Below are 18154 nucleotides of genomic sequence, written 5' to 3' on the forward strand. Positions count from 1 at the left end.
CTCTCAATTCGCCTGCGGCCGGAAACGGGCCTGCACCGCTGCGAATTCAGCGTTGAGACGCTCCAGCACGTGCGGGCGAACCTTGCGCCCGCCGCGCTCGACGCCGAGCTTTCCGCGACCACGCGGACCGACCACGTCGAGCCCCGCTGCCTTGGCTCGACGTATCTCGTCGACATGCTTGATGATGGCCGCTCGCATCGCCGGAATTTCGGACACGAGCTCCTCGACGCCGCCGAGCTGATGGAAGAACGACGGGCCGGCTGCGAACACCGGGTTGCTCTTGGCCAGTTCCTCGAGCGTCTCGATGTCCTTCTTGATGATCCTTGAAACCGACGTGATCGGCATGACGTGGATCATGGTCTGGAATTTCGCGTCCAGCGACAGGATGCGATCGGCCTGCAACCCATGGCAGAGGAAGGCCCCGGAGATCGCGCGACCGATCACCATGGCGACGATCGGGTGACCGGCGAGACGCGCTTCGGCCAGCGCCAGTTGATACGCACCGGTCGCCTTGTTCATGCCGAAGATCTCTTCGACCTTGCCGGGACCGTTGCCGGGCGTGTCGACGATCAGCACGATCGCACGCTTGTCGGCGAGGCGCTTGTCGGCATCGGCCGCGAGGGTGGCATAGACGGCCTGCGCCATCTTGTAGCCCTCCTCCATCCCGATGATCCCCGAATACACCACCGGGAATTTCTCGTTGAAGGCTTCCGCATCCGACGCGATCACCGTGACCAGTTCGCCGTCGAGCTTGGCTTCACCGACCACCGCGCCGGGGCCGAAGGTCGGATCGCCGAACGTCGTGGCGCCGACCTTGTCCTGCGCGAAGCTTTCCGGATCGACGATCAGATCGACCGCCTCCCGGCCTTTTCCTAACAGAGTGTCCATGTTCGTCTCCTAATCACAGAACCAGGCGTTGCACGGTCTTGCGGAAGTCCGCGAGGGGACCATCGGCGAGACCGACGGGATCGTTGTTGCCGGCGTATCGCCAGACGTCGCGGGAATCGGTCGGGGCGATCTCGACGGCGAGCGCGACGCCGCGCAGTTGCTTCTCGACGAGCGCCTCCGAACCGATGCGGCGCATCGGCTCGAACTCCTCGATCGTCAGCTCGGTCAGTTCGGTGAGCTGGGCGCGGAACGCCGCGACGGTGTCGTCGACCAGGAAGTTGCAGTCGCCCATCACGTATTTGTGGCGGCCGCCGGTGGTGCGATAGACCAGCGCGCGGTTCGAACTGTCGAACTCGTCCTTGCCCATCTCCTGCTCGATCACTTCAGGACCGGTCAGGCCGAGACGGCCGAATTCGCTCATGATGATCGCGTCGGTCGAGGCGGCGACGAAACCCATGCCGCCGAAGCATCCGATCCGCGACCCGATCAGCGAGACGATCGGCACCTTGTGTCGGGCACGCTGAATCGCGTCCATCACTTCGGCGTGGGCCAGGAGACCGGCATTGGCTTCGTGCAGCCGCACGCCGCCGGTTTCGAACGAGATCGCCACGATCGGCCGCTGCGACGCCGGCAGCCGCGGGAATTCGGCGATCAGCGCGTCGTAGAAATCGATCGCCTGATCGATCGTACCGACCATCTTGGCGCCGCTGACTTCGCCGACGGAGCCGCCGATGAAGCGGCCTTCCTGCGAGATCACGAACACCGGACGTTCGCCGATCCGACCGACGCCGGTGACGATGCCGTCGTCGAATTCGACGGCCTCGCCGAGCGTGATCAGATGCGGGCTGCAGAACCGGTCGATCGGGCCGACCAGTTCGACGAAGCTACCTTCGTCGACCAGTCCGAGCGCACGCTCGCGCGCATTGCTCTCGAAGAAGGAGCTGGTTTGTATCTTGTTCCAGTTGGGCATGATTGATCCTCGTTGCTCAGGCCGACGCTTCAGCAAGCGCCTGACGCAGCCGCAGAGCGACCACGGCCGGCGAGGCGTTGTTGTCGTTGATCTCGACCAGCGCGTCGGTCAGACCGGTCTCGTTGGCGAAATGCGTGAGCACCCGCCGCCACAAATCCTCGAAGCCTTTCACCGGCGTCACGATGCGCACCTGCAGTTTGCCGGACTTGCCGATCGGCGAGACCAGCACCTCGAGGTCGCCGGAGCCGACGACGCCGTGGTGGACGGGCGCGGCGACGCGCCGTGGCGTGCCCGTGCTGTTGAGTTCGAATTCGATCGTTTGAAGAGCCATGTCTTCCCCCTGATCACCAGTTGCGGAAACGAGTCGGCGGGTTGTAGAGCCCACCGGAAATGTCGACGAGGTCGCGCATCGAGCGCGCGGCCAAGAGGTCGCGGTTGGCGCGCGAACGATCGATGCCGAGGTCTTCCGGCGTCTGGAAGATCTTGGCTTCGCGCAGCCTCTTGGTTTCCGCCGGGTCTTCCGCGAGGCCGATCTCGGTGTAGCCGGCGACGGCACGGATCGCGGCCATGCGGACGTCCATGTTCGGCGCGCGGTTCAGGTACGCGATGCCGTCTTCGGTGATGATGTGGGTGACGTCGTCGCCGTAGATCATCACCGGCGGCAGATCGAGCTTGGCGTTCTCGGCCAGCTTCCAGGCGTCGAGCTTGTCGACGAAGCTCGGCGCGCGGGCTTCACCGAAGGTCTCCACCCCCTGCACCACCAGGCGCTTGCCGCGCGGCATGTCGCCGATCAGGTCGTGCATGTTCGGCACTTCCTGGCCGCACTTCAGCCAGCTGTCGGTGACGTGACGACGACCTTTGGAGTCGCAGCCCATGTTCGGCGCTCCGCCGAAGCCGGCGACGCGGTTGGCCGTGGCCGTCGAGGAGTTGCCGAACTTGTCGATCTGCAGCGTGCCGCCGATGAACATGTCGAGCGCGTAGTGACCGGCGGTCTGCGCGAAAGCGCGGTTGGAACGCAGAGATCCGTCGGGGCCGGTGAAGAACACGTCGGAGCGGGCGCGGACGTACTCTTCCATGCCGAGCTCACCGCCGAAGCAGTGAATGGTGTCGACCCAGCCGGCCTCGATCGCGGGGATCATGGTCGGGTGCGGGTTCAGCACCATGTGGGTGCAGCATTCCCCCTTCAGCCCAAGTTCCTCACCATAGGTCGGCAGAATCAGTTCGATCGCCGAGGTGAGAAAGCCGATGCCGTGGTTGAGGCGCTTGACCTTGTACTCGCCGTAGATGCCCTTCAGCGCCATCATGGCCAGCAGAATGTGGTTGTCGGTCACCAGCCCCGGATCGCGCGTGAACAGCGGCTCGATGAAGAACGGCTTCGGGCTCTCGATGACGGCGTCGACCCAGCCGGCCGGAATATCGACGCGCGGCAGCTTGTCGACGATCTTGTTGACCTGGGCGATCACGATGCCCTGGCGGAACTTGGTCGCCTCGACGATCACCGGCGTGTCTTCGGTGTTGAAGCCGGTGTAGAGATTGCCCTCACGATCGGCCTCGTAGGCGCAGATCAGCGACACCCGCGGCGTCAGATCGAGGAAGTAGCGGCCGAACAGTTCGAGATAGGTGTGAATTGCGCCCAGCTCGATCTTGCCCTCGCGGATGAACTTGGCGACCCGCGCGGCCTGCGGCCCTCCGAACGCGAAGTCCAGACGCTTGGCGATCCCCTTCTCGAACATGTCCAGATGCGAGGCCAGCGGCACGCAGGACTGCACCATGTGCAGATTGTTGATCTCGGCCGGATCGACCTGCAGCAGACAGTCGGCGAGGAAATCCGCCTGCTTCTGATTGTTGCCCTCGATGTTGACGCGATCGAAGGAGCGGATCACCGACTTCAGCAGCGCGACGGTGTCTTCCTTCTTCACCTGCTTGCCGGGGCCGATGTAGCGCGCCGCGGCCTCCATTCGCTGGCGTGTATCCGATGCCAGCGTGTCCCATTTGCGTTCGGTCTTCATGAGCTTACACCCGTGTGCTTCGTGGAGATGTAGTCGGGCCCCCGGCCAACGGAGATGCCCGTGGCGATTTCGCCGGAGTGAACGAGGCGGGTGACGCCCGTCTCGTCTAGAATTCGAAGAGCGCCATCGTCGGCGAGGCCGATCAGTCGTGCCGTGACGGGTTCGTCACCGTCGGTGACGCGAACCATTTGGCCGAGATGTTCGGCGTGCCGGGTCCAGGTGCCGGCGAACGACGCGACACCGTCGCGTTCCCACAGCGGCAGCCACACCCCGAGCGACTCCAGGAAGCCTCTCAGCAGTCCGATCGGATCGATCGGCCGACCCGCCAGCGCCGCGAGCGACGCTGCAGAACGACGTAGCTCTTCGGGAAACTCCGCCTGCGCGATCGCGACGTTCAGGCCAAAGCCGAGCACGACGAAGTCGAGCTCGCCCGCGCCGTCGGTGTGCGCTTCGGCCAGGATGCCGCAGATCTTGCGGCCGTCGACCAACAGGTCGTTCGGCCATTTGATGCCGGCGGCAACGCCGGTGTGGGCCGCGATCGCTTCCCACAGCGCGACGGCGCCGAGCAGGGCCAATTGCGGCGCCTCCTCGATCGGCCGCGCGGTGCGGATCAGTGTCGAGACACACAGACTTCCCGACGGCTGGGAAAACCAGGCGCGGCTGCCCTTGCCGCGGCCGCGGGTCTGATGATCGGCGACGAGGACGGTGCCGTGGTCGGCGCCGGCCTTGCCGAGATCGATCAGAGCCCGATTGGTGCTGTCGATCTCGGCGACGTGGAGAACGGTCCGCCCGATGCCATCGGCCTGCTCGACCGCAGCGAGGCGCTTTGCGTTCGGGATGATGTCAGCGAAGCGGACCATGATCGTTCTCCAGCTTTCCCGATGCGGCTCAGTGCGGTGCCACGAGGGAGATCGTCGAGGCGAAGATGCCGACCGCGATGGCGGAGACGATCACGCCGCAGATGTTGGCGCCCATCGCCACCGGGAAGATCATCGCGTAGGGATTGTCCTCGGCGGCGATCTTCTGAGCGAGCTTGGCGGTCGTCGGGATGCAGGACACGCCGGCGATGCCGATCAGCGGATTGAAGGCCTTCTTGCTGATCAGATAGACGAACCAGCCGCCGATCAGACCACCGACACCGGAGATCAGCAGCGCGGTGATGCCGAGCACCAGCAGGATCAGCACGCGGCTGTCGAGCAGCGTCGAGGCTTCGCACAGCACGCCGAGCACCAGGCCGAGCATCAGCGTCGACATGTAGGTGACGGTCTTCTCGAGCAGATCCTGGTAGACTTCGATCTGGGCTTCCTTGATGGCGACGCCGAGGAAGAACGACAGGATCAGCGGCGACGCGACGGGCAGCAGGAGGCAGAGCAGCGCGGCGGCGACGATGGTGAAGACGAACTTCGCCTTCTGCGAGACGTCCGGGAATTCCATCTCGACGTCCATGGCCCGATACTTCTTCGGCACCAGGAGCTTCATCAGATACGGATAACCCGCATAGGTCAGCGACAGATAGAGGTAGGCGATGATCGAGATCGGGACGAACAGGTCCTTGGCCAGCATCAGCGAGGTGAACAGCACCATCGGGCCGTCGGCGCCGCCGATCGTTCCGACTGCGGCCGCCTCACCCGGCGTCAGACCGCAATAGTAGCCGATCACCAGCGTTGCGAAGGTTCCCATTTCGGCGAAGATCGCGCAGGTGATCACCGCCCAGGGACGGGCGAGAATGAAGGAGATGTCCGACATCGAGCCGATGCCGAAGAACAGCATGCAGGCGACCAGCGAGTTCGAGAACGCGAAGTTGTAAACCGGCTGCAGGAAGTAGATCTGCATCTCGTTGACGAGCTTGATCGGGTCCGAGATCATCGGATCGAGCATCAGGGTGCCGATGTGATTGCCCTCGAGGAACATCACGCCGGCATTGACGCACATCATCGCAACGCCCATCGGCACCATGATCAGCGGCTCCAGCGTGCGCTTGAAGCCGAGATAGGCGAGAAAGAATCCGCCGACGATCAGGAAGAGCCTTGCGAAGGCGATTGACGGCTCCTGCACGAACATCGTGCCGATGCCGGGAAAGACCGTGAAGAGTTGCTGTAGCATCTGAGGTTGTCCCGTATTCGATCAGGCGGTTTCGGAAGATTCGTTTTCGCCGAGCAACTTGCTGAGCAGAACGATGACGCCGATCACGGCGTATGAGATTGTCGCTGTGAGCGCGTAGGCCATCAGCGCGTAGACGATGATGTTCATGGGTGGTCTCCTGTGGCGTGAAGCGTTTCGAATCCGGCCGTCGCCGACGACGGAAACGTTCGGTGTTCGATGAGGTGGACGGCGATGGTGACAGCGAGCAGATCGGCGGCGCCGCCGGCGCTGATCCGGCGCGCGACGCATTCCGCGCCGAAGGCGTGGATCGCTTCGACGCCGCGCGACGTCAGCCCGCCGCCGAGGTCGCGAATGCGCCGGGCTTCGCCCTGGACGAAAGCCAGTGCGTCGGGACCACCGCGCCAGAGCACGGTGGAATCCTCGGCTTCGGCGATCAGCTCGATCAGGGTGTGAACCAGCGCGCGGTTCAGTCCGTGCCCGGCGGCGATGGCGGCGCGCAGCGTCGGCAGACCGTGCCGCGCGACCGCCGGGAAGCCGTCCTCGACCTCGCCGCGAATGCCCCGCGTGCCGTGCCGCGCGTAGAGTTTCTCGCCGGCCGTCACGGGATCGGTCCGCCGATCGATCAGCTCGCGCTGAACCATCCCGCTGGTGATCGCTGCGACCTCGGCGAAGATCCGGTGTGCGCTCGGCGCCGCATCGTCACGCGCGGCGCGTCCTGCGGCGGCGGCGGTGACACCGAGCGCGAACAGTGCGCCGCGTTGGGTGTTCACGCCGTTCGACGCCGCCATCAACAGTGCGTCGTACTCGCGGCCGACCGCGCGTACCAGCGGCAGCGCACTGACGGCATCGCCGCGATGGCTGAAGCCGATCGACGCGCAGCGGTGGAAGCACGGCGCGATGGCAGCCGACGTCAGCATGAACGTCTGCTGATCCATGTCGGTGTGCGCACCCATCGAACGCGGCGTCACCAGACCCGGCTTCGGATGAGTTGCTACTTCGAGGAGAATGCCGCTGAGACAGGCCGACCCTATCGTCCAAGCCTTCGGAGCCAATCCGTCGGCGAAATAGGGCGCGATATCCGCGGCGTGAAATGGTGAACAGTCCATGACGACGATCCGGACGACCGGGCGTTTCGGAGGCGCAAGCCTCGAGAAACATCCGTTCGCAGCACGTTGCCTGGAGCGGCACGTGCCTTCAGCAGAACGCCATCACGGGTTCGAAGTCACTTGGCGGGGCTTCCCGACTACGCCCCATTCGTTGGAAAGGCGAGCCGGAGAAGAGACGATGTGGTCGATCACGAAGCTCTCTGAGCTGATCTCCTCGACCGAGACAATCAGCGTGAAACTGCTATGTCACCGGCGTTCGACAGGGTCAACGCTACTTTGGCCTCATCCGCAATCATACGGAGGTCGCGCCGATACAACCCGGAGAATGAGCCGGACGACCGACGCAATCGTCCGAAACGGGTTCGCGCGCGATGCCGGACTCGCACGGATAGCAGCCGATCGCGCGCGCCTCATCGCGGGCTCCCACGTCTCCCGCTCGATTGCGGATCGGCGCGGCGACGACTAGGTTGGCGCGATGAACCAGACACGCGCGAACATCACGATCGGCAGAACGGTTTGTCCGCACGACTGCCCCTCGGCGTGCGCACTCGACGTCGAACTGCTCGATGACGACCGCATCGGGCGCATCCGCGGCGCCCGCGACAACTCCTACACGCTCGGCGTGATCTGCGAGAAAGTCGCGCGCTACGCCGAGCGCTTTCATCATCCAGACCGTCTGCTACATCCCCTGAAACGCCGCGGTCCCAAGGGGACCGGCGATTTCGTACGCATTTCCTGGGAGGAAGCGCTCGATCTCACCGCGACGGCATTCACGACGGCCGAGCGGGACCACGGCGCCGAAAGCGTCTGGCCGTTCTACTTCGCCGGCACGATGGGCCTCGTCATGCGCGACGGAATCGAACGGCTGCGCAATGCCAAGGGCTATTCCGGCATGTACGCCACCTATTGCACGCCGTTGTCGTGGGCGGGTTACTACGCGGGCGTCGGCCGGCTGACAGGGGTCGACCCGCGCGAGATGAGGCACTCGGACCTGATCGTGGTCTGGGGCGGCAATCCGGTGAACACGCAGGTCAACGTGATGACGCATGTGGGCATCGCCCGCAAGACTCGCGGCGCCAAGCTCGCCTGCGTCGACGTCTACGACACCGGCACCATGAAGCAGGCCGATATCAAGCTGCTGATCCGGCCGGGCACCGATGGTGCGCTGGCCTGCGCGGTGATGCACGTACTGTTTCGCGACGGCTACGCGGATCGCGAATATCTGCATCGGTACACCGATTGCCCGGATGCGTTCGAGCGCCACCTCGACGACAAGACGCCGCAATGGGCGTCGCGCATCTGCGATATCCCGGCGACCGAGATCGAGGCTTTCGCGGCGCTCATCGGCGCCACACCCCGCAGCTTCTTCCGGATCGGTTACGGCTTCACCCGCTCGCGCAACGGTGCCGTGAACATTCATGCGGTGAGTTCGATTCCGGCCGTCACCGGTGCATGGCGCCACCAAGGCGGCGGCGCGCTGCATACCAACAGCGGCCTCTACAAATGGGACAAGACCTTGATCGAGGGTCGCGACGCCGGCGTCGCGCCGGCCCGGATGCTCGATCAATCACGGATCGGCGCGGTTCTGCTGGGCGATCCACACGACCTCCAGGGCGGCCCGCCGGTCAAGGCGATGCTGATCCAGAACACCAACCCCGCATCGGTGGCGCCCGATCAGACCAGCGTGAAACGCGGACTGGCGCGTGACGACCTGTTTGTCTGCGTGCACGAACAGTTCATGACCGAAACCGCGCGCTATGCCGATGTCGTTTTGCCGGCGACGATGTTCCTCGAGCACGACGACGTCTATCAGGGAGGCGGCCACCAGCACATCCTGCTCGGCCGCCGGCTGGTCCCGCCAGCCGGCGAGTGCCGCAGCAATCACGAGGTGATCAGCGCCATCGCCGATCGTGTCGGCGCGACGCATCGCGGATTCGCGATGACTCCGCGCGACATCATCGAGGCGACGCTCGCGGCGTCACACCGGCCGGGGCTCGATCGGCTGGAGGTCGACGGCTGGCTCGACGTTCAGACCGACTTCGCGACGGCGCACAACCTCGATGGGTTCGGCCATCCCGACGGCAAGTATCACTTCAAGCCGGATTGGCAGCAGACCGCCGCCTATCTCGGAACCCGCACGCTCGGTCCGTGGGAGGCCCTGCCCCCGTTTCCGGATCATTGCTCGCTGATCGAAGACGCCACCGACGAATATCCGTTCCGCCTCGCCACCAGTCCGGCCCGCACCTTCCTCAATTCGACGTTCAACGAGACGGCAACGAGCAAGACGCGCGAGGGCCGCCCCACCGTGATGGTGCATCCCGCCGATCTCACCGCCCTCGGCCTGACCTCCGGAGACAAGGTGAAGCTCGGAAGCGCGCGCGGCGAGGTCACGCTGCATTGCCGGGCCAACGAGGGCCAGCGCCGCGGCGTGCTGATCGCCGAATCGATCTGGCCCAACGACGCCCACGAGGACGGGTGCGGCATCAACACCCTGACCGGCGCCGACCAGTCGGCCCCGGCCGGCGGCGGCAGTTTCCACGACAACCGGGTGTGGATCAGGAAGGCTTGACCGGCGCCGGATGCGCGCCGGGCGCGGAGTCGCGCGATCCCTGGGCGCTCGGCGCGACGGGATCGATGGTCGCCTCATCGTGCTGCGTCAGCGGGCGGTTGCCGGCCAGCGCGCGCAGAGCCACGTAGAACATCGGCGTGAAGAAGATGCCGAAGGCGGTGACACCGATCATGCCTGCGAACACCGCGACGCCCATCGCGTGCCGCATCTCGGAGCCCGCGCCCGACGACGTCACCAGCGGCACGACGCCCATGATGAACGCCATCGACGTCATCAGGATCGGACGCAGCCGCAGCCGGCTGGCCTCGATCGCCGCCCGCACCGGCGTTCGCCCGGCGAATTCCAGTTCGCGCGCGAACTCCACGATCAGGATCGCGTTCTTGGCCGACAGTCCGACCAGCACGATCAACCCGATCTGGGTGAAGACGTTGTTGTCGCCCTTGCTGATCCAGACGCCGAACATCGCGGCCAGCAGCCCCATCGGCACGATCATGATGATCGACAGCGGCAGCGTCAGGCTCTCGTATTGCGCGGCGAGCACGAGGAACACCAGCAACAGCGCCACCGGAAACACGATCAGCGACGAGTTTCCGGCGATGATCTCCTGATAGGTCAGCTCGGTCCATTCATAGGAGATGCCTTTCGGGAACGTCTCCTTGGCGACGCGCGCGATCGCGTCCTGCGCCTGCCCGGTCGAATAGCCCGGCGCCGCGCCGCCGTTGAGATCGGCGGTGAGAAAGCCGTTGTAGCGCATCGCCCGCTCCGGCCCGGCGCTCTCCTTGACGCGCAGCAGCGTCGACAGCGGAATCATCTCGTTGCTGTCGGAGCGCACCTTGAGCTGGCCGATGTCGTCGGCGCGCGCCCGATATTTGGCGTCGGCCTGCACCCGCACCGAATAGGTGCGGCCGAATTTGTTGAAGTCGTTGACGTAGAGCGAGCCGAGATAGATCTGCATGGTGTCGAACACCGATGTCACCGGCACGTTGAGCTGCCGCGCCTTGGTGCGATCGACGTCGGCATAGAGCTGCGGCACGTTGATCTGGTAGCTGGTGAACAGCCCGGCCAGCTCCTTCTGCGCCGAGGCCTTCTTGACGAACGCCTGGGTGGCGTCGTTCAGCGCCTCGTAGCCGAGACCGGCACGGTCCTCGATCTGCAGTTTGAAGCCGCCGATGGTGCCGAGACCGGCGACCGGCGGCGGTGGGAACATGGCGATGAAGGCGTCCTGGATGCCGGCGAACTTCTTGTTCAGCGACAATGCGATCGCGTTGCCGCTGAGCGACTTGTCCTTGCGGTCCGCAAAATCCTTCAGGCCGATGAAGACGATGCCGGAGTTCGACGAGTTGGTGAAGCCGTTGATCGACAGGCCGGGAAACTGGATCGAGTTCTCGACCCCCGGCTCCTGCTGGGCGATCTCGCCCATCCGCCGGATCACCTCTTCGGTGCGGTCGAGCGTGGCGCCGTCCGGCAATTGCGCGAAGCCGACCAGATATTGCTTGTCCTGGCCCGGCACGAAGCCGCCCGGCACCGCGTGGAACAGATACCCGGTGACGCCGACCAGCAGCAGATACACCGCCATGCCGATCGCGCGACGCGAGATCACCCGCCTGACGCCACCGCCATAGGCCTCCGAACTCCGCGCGAAAAACCGGTTGAAGCGGACGAAGAACCAGCCGAGCGTCCTGTCCATGAACCGCGTCAGCACATCCTTCGGCGCGTCGTGGCCCTTCAGCAGCAGCGCGGCGAGCGCCGGCGACAGCGTCAGCGAGTTGAACGCCGAGATCACCGTCGAGATCGCCACCGTCAGGGCAAACTGCTTGTAGAACTGCCCGGTCAGGCCGGTGATGAAGGCCAGCGGCACGAACACCGCGACCAGCACCAGCGCGATCGCGATGATCGGCCCCGTGACTTCGCGCATCGCCTGATAGGCGGCGTCCTTCGGGGTCAGCCCGCGCTCGATGTTGCGTTCGACATTCTCGACCACGACGATGGCGTCGTCGACCACGATGCCGATCGCCAGCACCAGCCCGAACAGGGTCAGCGCATTGATCGAGAATCCGAACACGTGCATCACCGCGAAGGTGCCGATCACGGAGACCGGGACCGCGATCAGCGGAATGATCGAGGCGCGCCAGGTCTGCAGGAACAGGATCACCACCAGCACCACCAGCGCGATGGCTTCGAGCAGCGTGTGGATCACCGCCTCGATCGAGGCGCGGACGAATTGCGTCGGATCGTAGACGATGTCGTAGGCGACGCCGTCCGGCATGTTCTGCTGCAGTTCCTTCATCGTCGCGCGGACATTGTCGGAAATCTGGATCGCGTTCGAGCCCGGCGACTGGAAGATCGGAATCGCGACCGCGGATTTGTTGTTGAGCAGCGAACGCAGCGCGTAGTCGGCGGCGCCGAGTTCGATCCGCGCGACGTCGCGCAGCCGTACCACTTCGCCGTTGTCGCCGTTCTTGACGATGATGTCGCCGAACTCCTCTTCGGTCTGCAGCCGCCCCTGGGCGTTGATCGACAACTGCAGATCGAGCCCCGGCTGGCTCGGCGAGCTGCCGACCTGCCCGGCCGCCGCCTGCACGTTCTGGGCGCGGATCTCGGCCACGACGTCGCTCGGCGACAGCCCGCGCTCGGCGACCTTCTGCGGATCGAGCCAGACCCGCATCGAGTAGTCGCCGGAGCCGAACAGCTGCACCTGGCCGACGCCCTCGATCCGCGCCAGCCGGTCCTTGACGTTGAGCACCGCGTAGTTGCGCAAGTAAGTCATGTCGTAGCGGTCGTTCGGTGACATCAGATGCACGACCATGGTCAAATCGGGCGCGCTCTTGATGGTGGTGACGCCGAGCGCGCGGACTTCCGCCGGCAACCGCGGCTCGGCCTGCGAGACGCGGTTCTGCACCAGCTGCTGCGCCTTGTCAGGATCGGTGCCGAGGCGGAACGTGACGTTGAGCGTCATCCGGCCGTCGGTGGTCGCCTGGCTGCTCATGTAAAGCATGTTCTCGACGCCGTTGATCTGCTCCTCGATCGGCGTCGACACCGTTTCGGCGATCACCTTGGGATTGGCACCCGGATAGTTGGCGGTCACCACGATGGTGGGCGGCGCGACTTCGGGATATTCGGAGATCGGCAGCACCGGCAGCGACAGCAGGCCGGCGAGGAAGATCAGGGCCGACAAGACGCCGGCGAAGATCGGGCGATCGATGAAGAACTTGGAAAAATTCATGGCTGTGGTCCGTGCCGATCGGCCCGCGCGGGGCGCAGAGATCCCTGCGCGGCCGAGGATGCGGCTGCGCTGCTGTCGGTCTGTGAATGAAAGACGCCCCGCCGCGCTCGGACGCGACGGGTGACGATTAGTTCTGCGCCACCGCGCTGCCGGATGCGGCGTCGATCGCCACCGTCTCCGGCTTGATGGTCACGCCCGGGCGGACGCGCTGCAGGCCGTTGACCACGATGCGCTCGCCGGCCTTCAGGCCGGAGGCGACGACGCGCAACCCCTCCACCGAGGCGCCGAGCGTGACTTCGCGATATTCGGCCTGGTTCCTGGCATCGACCACCATCACGAACTTCTTGTTCTGGTCGGTGCCGACCGCGCGCTCGCTGACCAGCAGCGCCGGCTGCGGCTTCGGCTGGCCCATCGACAGCCGCGCGAATTGGCCCGGCATCAGCCGGCCATCGGCATTGTCGAACACCGCGCGCACCCGAATCGTGCCGGAGCGCGGATCGACCTGATTGTCGATGAACTGCATCCGGCCCTTCACCGGCGCACCGCCCGCTCCGGTCGTCATCTGCACCGGAATGCGGTCGATCGCCGTCGGCGCACGCTCGTCGGCCAGCGTCTTCAGCGCACGCGTCACCACCTGCTCGTCGGCATTGAAGCTGGCATAGATCGGATCGACCGACACCAGCGTGGTCAGCAGCGGCGAACTCGGTCCGGCGGCGATCAGATTGCCCACCGTAATCTCCACCTTGCCGACCCGGCCGGACACCGGCGCGCGGATATTGGTGTAGCCGAGGTTGAGTTCGGCGGTCTTCAGCGCCGCCTCGGCGGTTCTGAGGCTGGCCTCCGCCTCGCGATAGGCGTTGGCCCGGGTGTCGAGCTCGCGCTGGGTGATGCTCGAGCTCGACAGCTGCTGCCCCCGCTCGAAATCGGCCTTTGCCAGCGTCAGGCGGGCGCGCGCAGACGAGAGCTGCGCCTGCGCGCGATCGACGTCGGCGGCGTAGAGCGACGGATCGATCACCACCAGCAGGTCGCCCTTGGTCACCAGCGCGCCTTCGCGGAATCGGATCTCCTGCACCGCGCCGGCGACGCGCGAGCGGATCTCGACCCGCTCGACGGCTTCGAGCCGCCCCGAAAACTCATCGGCGGCCATGGTCGGCCTGGTCTCGACGGTGGCCACAGCAGCAGCCACGGCGGGCGGCGCCGGGGTGTCCCGGGCGGCCGCGCCAGAGCGGTCGATCAGCGTCGCGCCACCGGCGACGGCGGCGAAGAGCGCCACAAGGCCGGCCCCCAGCGAGACGTTTCGAGCGGATTTGCTGGCCATCTGAACCTCTTTGATCGTTGCGACTTGCACCAAGCCGCGCAATTTCAGTAACTGGGATGCTCTTCCGACAACGGGGAGCATCATCACACCATGCTGCGATGCACACATTCGTACCGCCCGGTATAGATGGGCCATCGACATCCCCTGTCAAGAGACTTATCTACCGATTGGTAGAAATCTCTGGAGGCGCCGATATGGTTATGGGACGACCGCGCGAATTCGACGTCGACAAGGCGCTCGACCTCGCTTTGCACGTCTTCTGGCGCAAGGGCTATGAAGGCACCTCGATGTCCGATCTGACCGAGGCGATGGGGATCACCAAGCCGAGCCTGTACGCCGCGTTCGGCAACAAGGAAGATCTGTTCCGCAAGGCGTTCGACCGCTACGTCGACGGACCCGGCGGCTATTTCCAGGCCGGATTGCTGCAGCCCACCGCCCGCAAGGTGGTGGAGCACATCCTGTACGGAGCGGTCGAGGCGATGACCGATCCGAACAATCCCGGATGTCTCGCCGTTCAGGGAGCGTTGTGCTGTGGCGAGGCCGCCGAGACGATCAAGCAGGAACTGACCGCGCGCCGGGCGAAAGGTGAACAGGAGCTCTGCGAACGTTTCGACCGCGCCATCGCCGACGGCGATCTGCCCGCCGAGTCCAATGCCGGCGATCTGGCGCGCTATGTCTCGGCTATTCTGCAGGGCATGGCGGTGCAAGCCGCCGGCGCCGCCACGCCCGAGCAGCTCCGCAAGCTCGCCGACATGGCGCTACGCGGCTGGCCGCCGGCCTGACGACCGATCAGTTCGCACCAACGCAACCGAGCGGCCGTTCGAGCTCTGCGCGATCGGCAGCATGGGCGTCCGCTGACCATGCGCACTGATGATGAGATCGGCTGATGGGATCCAAACATCACGCCAGATGAACCGGCGTGGACAACCGAAGCCGCCGTTCGAACCAACCGCTCGCACGCGGTCGGTCCGAGGGGTCTATCGATCTTGAGTCTGGATGGAATGGTGGGCGCACCAGGGCTCGAACCTGGGACCCGCTGATTAAGAGTCAGCTGCATTCAACTTTCATGACGCGTCAGCACGTCCCAATATATGCAGCACAATTCTCTTTTCTCGTTTACAAACAATATTTTAATGGCCTATCAAGGTTCAACGCAACCCTAGGTGTCTCAACGCCAGTCAAGATGCAGGTGTCCCCTCAGGTGTCCCCGAGGCGTCCCTGGTCGTAAGCGAGAAATCCATGCCATCACAACCCGCGCCCCTAACGCCATTTGCGATCGCCAACGCCAAGCCCAAGCCGACCCGGTATGAGATCAGCGACGGCGGACACGCCGGCCTGCGCGTTATCGTGCAGCCGTCTGGCATCAAGTCGTTCGTGTTCCGATACAAACGAGGGACGGGGGAAGCTGCGAAAAATGTGCGGATTATGTTGGGTCGCGCAGCCGGTCCCGGCGCGCTCACCTTGCGGCAGGCACGCGAAGCGGCCGACTCCCACCGCCGGCTCAAGCTGACGGGGGCGGACCCTGCCGACCAGCGCAGAGTGGAACGGGCCGCAAATCTTGCGCGAATCAGGGCCGAAGAGATCGAAAATCGCCGGAAAGACGACACCGTTGCGCTCGTCTTGGAACGCTACTTCAAGAGTCATGTTAACGGCCTTCTCTCTGCTCGGGAGACGAAACGTATTTTGACGCGCGAACTAAGCGGTTGGGCACGGCGGCGGATCGATCATGTTTCGCGTGCCGATGCCGTCAAATTACTTGAAGCAATCCAAGAGCGAGACAAACCCATCCTCGCGAACCGGACCCGCGCGCACGCAAGTAAGTTCTTCAAGTGGTGTATTGAGAAGGGGTTGCTTGAGATCAATCCATTCGAACACACCACGCGGGCAGCCAAGGAAATCGCTCGTGATCGCGTCTTGAGCGATGCCGAGCTGCGCATTTTGTTGCTTGCGAACGACCGCCTTGAATGGCCATGGCGAGAGTACATTGCGGTTCTGCTCATGCTCGGCCAGCGCCGCGAGGAGGTTGCCGGGATGCGCTGGGACGCGCTGGACCTTGATTGTGCCGAACCGGTGTGGCTGATGGCCGCGTCGCGATACAAGAACGGCCAACCTCACGCCGTTCCCCTCCCCGCCGCTGTCGTCTCGATCCTCCGCAGCATCGGTCGGATGCACTTCACTGAGATCATTGACGGTGCGCCGACGCTCAAGGAGTCGCCGTTCGTTTTCACGACGACGGGCCGCACCGCAATTAGCGGCTTCTCGAAAGCGAAAGTTCAACTCACCGGAATCATGCACGAAATAGCTTGTGGTGAAGCGAAGGCCCGGGGCGAATCCACCGCTACCATTGAAAAGATCGAATGGCGTCTGCACGACCTGCGGCGCACAATGGCAACGACCATGGCACGCCTAAAAATTAACGTTGTAACGATTGAACGCGTCTTGGGGCACAAGATGCAAGGTGTCATGGCCGTCTATCAGCGGTACGACTACCTACCCGAAAAGCTCCACGCACTCACCGTTTGGAATGACCATATTGCGAGGATAGTAGCTCCTCAGCAATCGAATGTCGTTCGCATGACCGTCGCAGGCTGATATGGCAAAGATCGACTTAATTGGCTCCGAAATCGAGAACCTTACGGATTACTTCAACCGCACCAGCAACCCGGCTGCAGCTTGGCGCGTGTTCAGCCTGTGCCGCAAAACCGACCGGCCGGTGCCAGCGGTCATCACCGCCGAGATTGATCGGTTTGCGGAGGGCGTCGCCGACGCGGCCGAACAGGCGATGATGGCGGAAGTCGGCGCAAAGCCAGTTCAATTCCGACCCGCAGAACTCGGCAAGCTTTGGCGCGGGCCCTGCAAAGGCAATCCTGTTGGCGCGATGCAGGACGAATGGCGCGACTACCAGATTTATTGGGCTGTGCGGGGGCTTGTGAACAACGGTACGAAGGTGGGGGACGCGCAGGAGGCTGTCGCGAAACGGAAGGGCGTCGGGCTGAGCAAAGACACCGTCGACCGCATTTGGAAGCGCCACAACCGAAACGGATAGTGCCGGATCATCCGTTGCCGCAACGGATCATCCGGTGCGTTCGACGGACCATCCGTTGATTTGGGATCAAATCCGTTGGTCGTTTTTGACCGCGAAAGATCCAGCCTACCCCGCTATCTCTTGATGCGTCACCACGCATCAAGGAGTTTTGGACAGTGGCACGGTACACCAAAGCAAACGAACTTCTCGCCTATCTGGGATTCAGCCGTTCAACGCTGAGTCGGCATATCGCCAATGATCCGACGTTCCCGCGTCCTATTTTCATCGGCCGGACTCGGCGTTTCGACCTGGACCAGGTCGAAGCATGGCTGGCGGCGCGCCCGACGACGGCAACGGCAGCCAACGAAAACGCGCGCGGGGCCACCCATGCCGCCTGAAATCACGACCAAGATCAATGAACCGGCCTACCTGATCGAACTCGCGGACGCGCTCGACGGCGCGGACGAAACCACCTTGGGGCCGACCGACTCCCGTCTCGCTGCTGAGGCGCTACGGCTTCACGCCGCCTACCTCGATAGCGTAGCGCCCTAAGACCTCGCGCCAGCTACGCCCGACGCTCCCCACCACCCCAACAATCCGAACTGCCCCCCGTCGCCGGACGCTCTGGCGCGAACGATGGCGCCCGCGCGCCCAAAGGAAAGCTATGGACACGTATCTGACGAAATTCGCTACCGACCGCGAAATCGCCTTCGGCGCGCTCGGCATCATTGAGGCCGAACGCGAAACCTACCCGCCGGGCAGTCCGGCCGCCGAAGCCGGTGCGGCGGCGTCGGAGAAGGCAAAACGCGATCCCGCGGCGGGAATGGCCGGCATCGTCGCGGTTGAGGCCGGCTTGGCCGTGCAGTTGAACTCCAATTGCTGAGGGGAGATCGGAATGGGCTGTTAGACCCGGTGTCCGGCTCCGAAACTTCCCAACAAAACT

The 18154-nt window shown here is 64.4% G+C and carries 17 protein-coding genes; 7 read left to right on the top strand and 10 right to left on the bottom strand.

What is annotated here, in order from left to right:
* Positions 1–3: 3 nt before the first annotated feature.
* From mdcE to mdcB, 8 genes are read right to left on the bottom strand one after another with little or no spacing between them, the layout of a single operon-like run.
* On the bottom strand, positions 4–888 hold the full coding sequence (mdcE, locus tag RPB_RS16615) for a biotin-independent malonate decarboxylase subunit gamma (protein ID WP_011442175.1): 885 nt from the start codon (positions 886–888) through the stop codon (positions 4–6).
* A gap of 13 nt (positions 889–901) precedes the next feature.
* Positions 902–1858 (bottom strand): biotin-independent malonate decarboxylase subunit beta, encoded by a 957-nt coding sequence (locus tag RPB_RS16620; RefSeq protein ID WP_011442176.1) that lies wholly within the window; start codon positions 1856–1858, stop codon positions 902–904.
* Positions 1859–1874: 16 nt separating this feature from the next.
* Positions 1875–2189 carry a malonate decarboxylase acyl carrier protein gene (gene mdcC / locus RPB_RS16625; protein WP_011442177.1) on the bottom strand — a complete coding sequence of 105 codons (315 nt, stop codon included), beginning with the start codon at positions 2187–2189 and terminating at the stop codon, positions 1875–1877.
* 13 nt (positions 2190–2202) lie between these two features.
* Positions 2203–3867 (bottom strand): malonate decarboxylase subunit alpha, encoded by a 1665-nt coding sequence (gene mdcA / locus RPB_RS16630; protein WP_011442178.1) that lies wholly within the window; start codon positions 3865–3867, stop codon positions 2203–2205.
* Positions 3864–4727 carry a biotin--[acetyl-CoA-carboxylase] ligase gene (locus RPB_RS16635; protein WP_011442179.1) on the bottom strand — a complete coding sequence of 288 codons (864 nt, stop codon included), beginning with the start codon at positions 4725–4727 and terminating at the stop codon, positions 3864–3866. The genes mdcA and RPB_RS16635 overlap by 4 nt, the downstream gene beginning before the upstream one ends.
* A gap of 28 nt (positions 4728–4755) precedes the next feature.
* Positions 4756–5970 carry a Na+-transporting malonate decarboxylase, carboxybiotin decarboxylase subunit gene (madB, locus tag RPB_RS16640; RefSeq protein WP_011442180.1) on the bottom strand — a complete coding sequence of 405 codons (1215 nt, stop codon included), beginning with the start codon at positions 5968–5970 and terminating at the stop codon, positions 4756–4758.
* A 21-nt stretch (positions 5971–5991) separates the two neighbouring features.
* The gene (locus RPB_RS25185; RefSeq protein WP_283804832.1) at positions 5992–6117 is read right to left on the bottom strand and encodes a hypothetical protein; all 126 of its coding nucleotides are present in this window, start codon (positions 6115–6117) and stop codon (positions 5992–5994) included.
* Entirely contained in the window at positions 6114–7076 is a 963-nt protein-coding gene (gene mdcB / locus RPB_RS16645) for a triphosphoribosyl-dephospho-CoA synthase MdcB (RefSeq protein WP_011442181.1), read from the bottom strand. Before mdcB ends, RPB_RS25185 begins: the two co-directional genes overlap by 4 nt.
* 475 nt (positions 7077–7551) lie before the next feature.
* Between mdcB and RPB_RS16650 the strand changes: the two genes are divergently transcribed.
* Positions 7552–9645 (top strand): molybdopterin-containing oxidoreductase family protein, encoded by a 2094-nt coding sequence (locus tag RPB_RS16650; protein ID WP_011442182.1) that lies wholly within the window; start codon positions 7552–7554, stop codon positions 9643–9645.
* Here the strand turns inward: RPB_RS16650 and RPB_RS16655 are convergent.
* Positions 9632–12868 carry an efflux RND transporter permease subunit gene (locus RPB_RS16655; RefSeq protein ID WP_011442183.1) on the bottom strand — a complete coding sequence of 1079 codons (3237 nt, stop codon included), beginning with the start codon at positions 12866–12868 and terminating at the stop codon, positions 9632–9634. The two genes, RPB_RS16650 and RPB_RS16655, sit on opposite strands and share 14 nt — an antisense overlap.
* 127 nt (positions 12869–12995) lie before the next feature.
* Positions 12996–14186 carry an efflux RND transporter periplasmic adaptor subunit gene (locus RPB_RS16660; protein ID WP_011442184.1) on the bottom strand — a complete coding sequence of 397 codons (1191 nt, stop codon included), beginning with the start codon at positions 14184–14186 and terminating at the stop codon, positions 12996–12998.
* A gap of 194 nt (positions 14187–14380) precedes the next feature.
* Here RPB_RS16660 and RPB_RS16665 point away from each other — a divergent pair, with 194 nt between their 5' ends.
* From RPB_RS16665 to RPB_RS16685, 6 genes are all read left to right on the top strand, one after another.
* Positions 14381–14968 (top strand): TetR/AcrR family transcriptional regulator, encoded by a 588-nt coding sequence (locus tag RPB_RS16665; protein WP_011442185.1) that lies wholly within the window; start codon positions 14381–14383, stop codon positions 14966–14968.
* Positions 14969–15425: 457 nt separating this feature from the next.
* Positions 15426–16778 carry a tyrosine-type recombinase/integrase gene (locus tag RPB_RS16675; protein WP_011442186.1) on the top strand — a complete coding sequence of 451 codons (1353 nt, stop codon included), beginning with the start codon at positions 15426–15428 and terminating at the stop codon, positions 16776–16778.
* A 1-nt stretch (position 16779) separates the two neighbouring features.
* Positions 16780–17232, top strand: coding sequence for a hypothetical protein (locus RPB_RS16680; RefSeq protein ID WP_011442187.1), 453 nt, complete (start codon positions 16780–16782; stop codon positions 17230–17232).
* A 155-nt stretch (positions 17233–17387) separates the two neighbouring features.
* Positions 17388–17609, top strand: a complete 222-nt coding sequence (locus RPB_RS24660; protein ID WP_198135119.1) for a helix-turn-helix transcriptional regulator — start codon at positions 17388–17390, stop codon at positions 17607–17609.
* Positions 17599–17763, top strand: a complete 165-nt coding sequence (locus tag RPB_RS24665) for a hypothetical protein (protein WP_157038843.1) — start codon at positions 17599–17601, stop codon at positions 17761–17763. The genes RPB_RS24660 and RPB_RS24665 overlap by 11 nt, the downstream gene beginning before the upstream one ends.
* A gap of 112 nt (positions 17764–17875) precedes the next feature.
* Positions 17876–18094, top strand: a complete 219-nt coding sequence (locus RPB_RS16685; protein WP_011442189.1) for a hypothetical protein — start codon at positions 17876–17878, stop codon at positions 18092–18094.
* Positions 18095–18154 lie beyond the last annotated feature (60 nt).

This window comes from Rhodopseudomonas palustris HaA2 (assembly GCF_000013365.1).
Classification (GTDB): Bacteria; Pseudomonadota; Alphaproteobacteria; order Rhizobiales; family Xanthobacteraceae; genus Rhodopseudomonas; species Rhodopseudomonas palustris_J.

Excerpts from the sequence above, each read along its gene's own strand:
- mdcE (WP_011442175.1), bottom strand. The coding sequence starts at position 888 with ATGGACACTCTGTTAGGAAAAGGCCGGGAGGCGGTCGATCTGATCGTC.
- RPB_RS16620 (WP_011442176.1), bottom strand. The coding sequence starts at position 1,858 with ATGCCCAACTGGAACAAGATACAAACCAGCTCCTTCTTCGAGAGCAAT.
- mdcC (WP_011442177.1), bottom strand. The coding sequence starts at position 2,189 with ATGGCTCTTCAAACGATCGAATTCGAACTCAACAGCACGGGCACGCCA.
- mdcA (WP_011442178.1), bottom strand. The coding sequence starts at position 3,867 with ATGAAGACCGAACGCAAATGGGACACGCTGGCATCGGATACACGCCAG.
- RPB_RS16635 (WP_011442179.1), bottom strand. The coding sequence starts at position 4,727 with ATGGTCCGCTTCGCTGACATCATCCCGAACGCAAAGCGCCTCGCTGCG.
- madB (WP_011442180.1), bottom strand. The coding sequence starts at position 5,970 with ATGCTACAGCAACTCTTCACGGTCTTTCCCGGCATCGGCACGATGTTC.
- RPB_RS25185 (WP_283804832.1), bottom strand. The coding sequence starts at position 6,117 with ATGAACATCATCGTCTACGCGCTGATGGCCTACGCGCTCACAGCGACA.
- mdcB (WP_011442181.1), bottom strand. The coding sequence starts at position 7,076 with ATGGACTGTTCACCATTTCACGCCGCGGATATCGCGCCCTATTTCGCC.
- RPB_RS16650 (WP_011442182.1), top strand. The coding sequence starts at position 7,552 with ATGAACCAGACACGCGCGAACATCACGATCGGCAGAACGGTTTGTCCG.
- RPB_RS16655 (WP_011442183.1), bottom strand. The coding sequence starts at position 12,868 with ATGAATTTTTCCAAGTTCTTCATCGATCGCCCGATCTTCGCCGGCGTC.
- RPB_RS16660 (WP_011442184.1), bottom strand. The coding sequence starts at position 14,186 with ATGGCCAGCAAATCCGCTCGAAACGTCTCGCTGGGGGCCGGCCTTGTG.
- RPB_RS16665 (WP_011442185.1), top strand. The coding sequence starts at position 14,381 with ATGGTTATGGGACGACCGCGCGAATTCGACGTCGACAAGGCGCTCGAC.
- RPB_RS16675 (WP_011442186.1), top strand. The coding sequence starts at position 15,426 with ATGCCATCACAACCCGCGCCCCTAACGCCATTTGCGATCGCCAACGCC.
- RPB_RS16680 (WP_011442187.1), top strand. The coding sequence starts at position 16,780 with ATGGCAAAGATCGACTTAATTGGCTCCGAAATCGAGAACCTTACGGAT.
- RPB_RS24665 (WP_157038843.1), top strand. The coding sequence starts at position 17,599 with ATGCCGCCTGAAATCACGACCAAGATCAATGAACCGGCCTACCTGATC.
- RPB_RS16685 (WP_011442189.1), top strand. The coding sequence starts at position 17,876 with ATGGACACGTATCTGACGAAATTCGCTACCGACCGCGAAATCGCCTTC.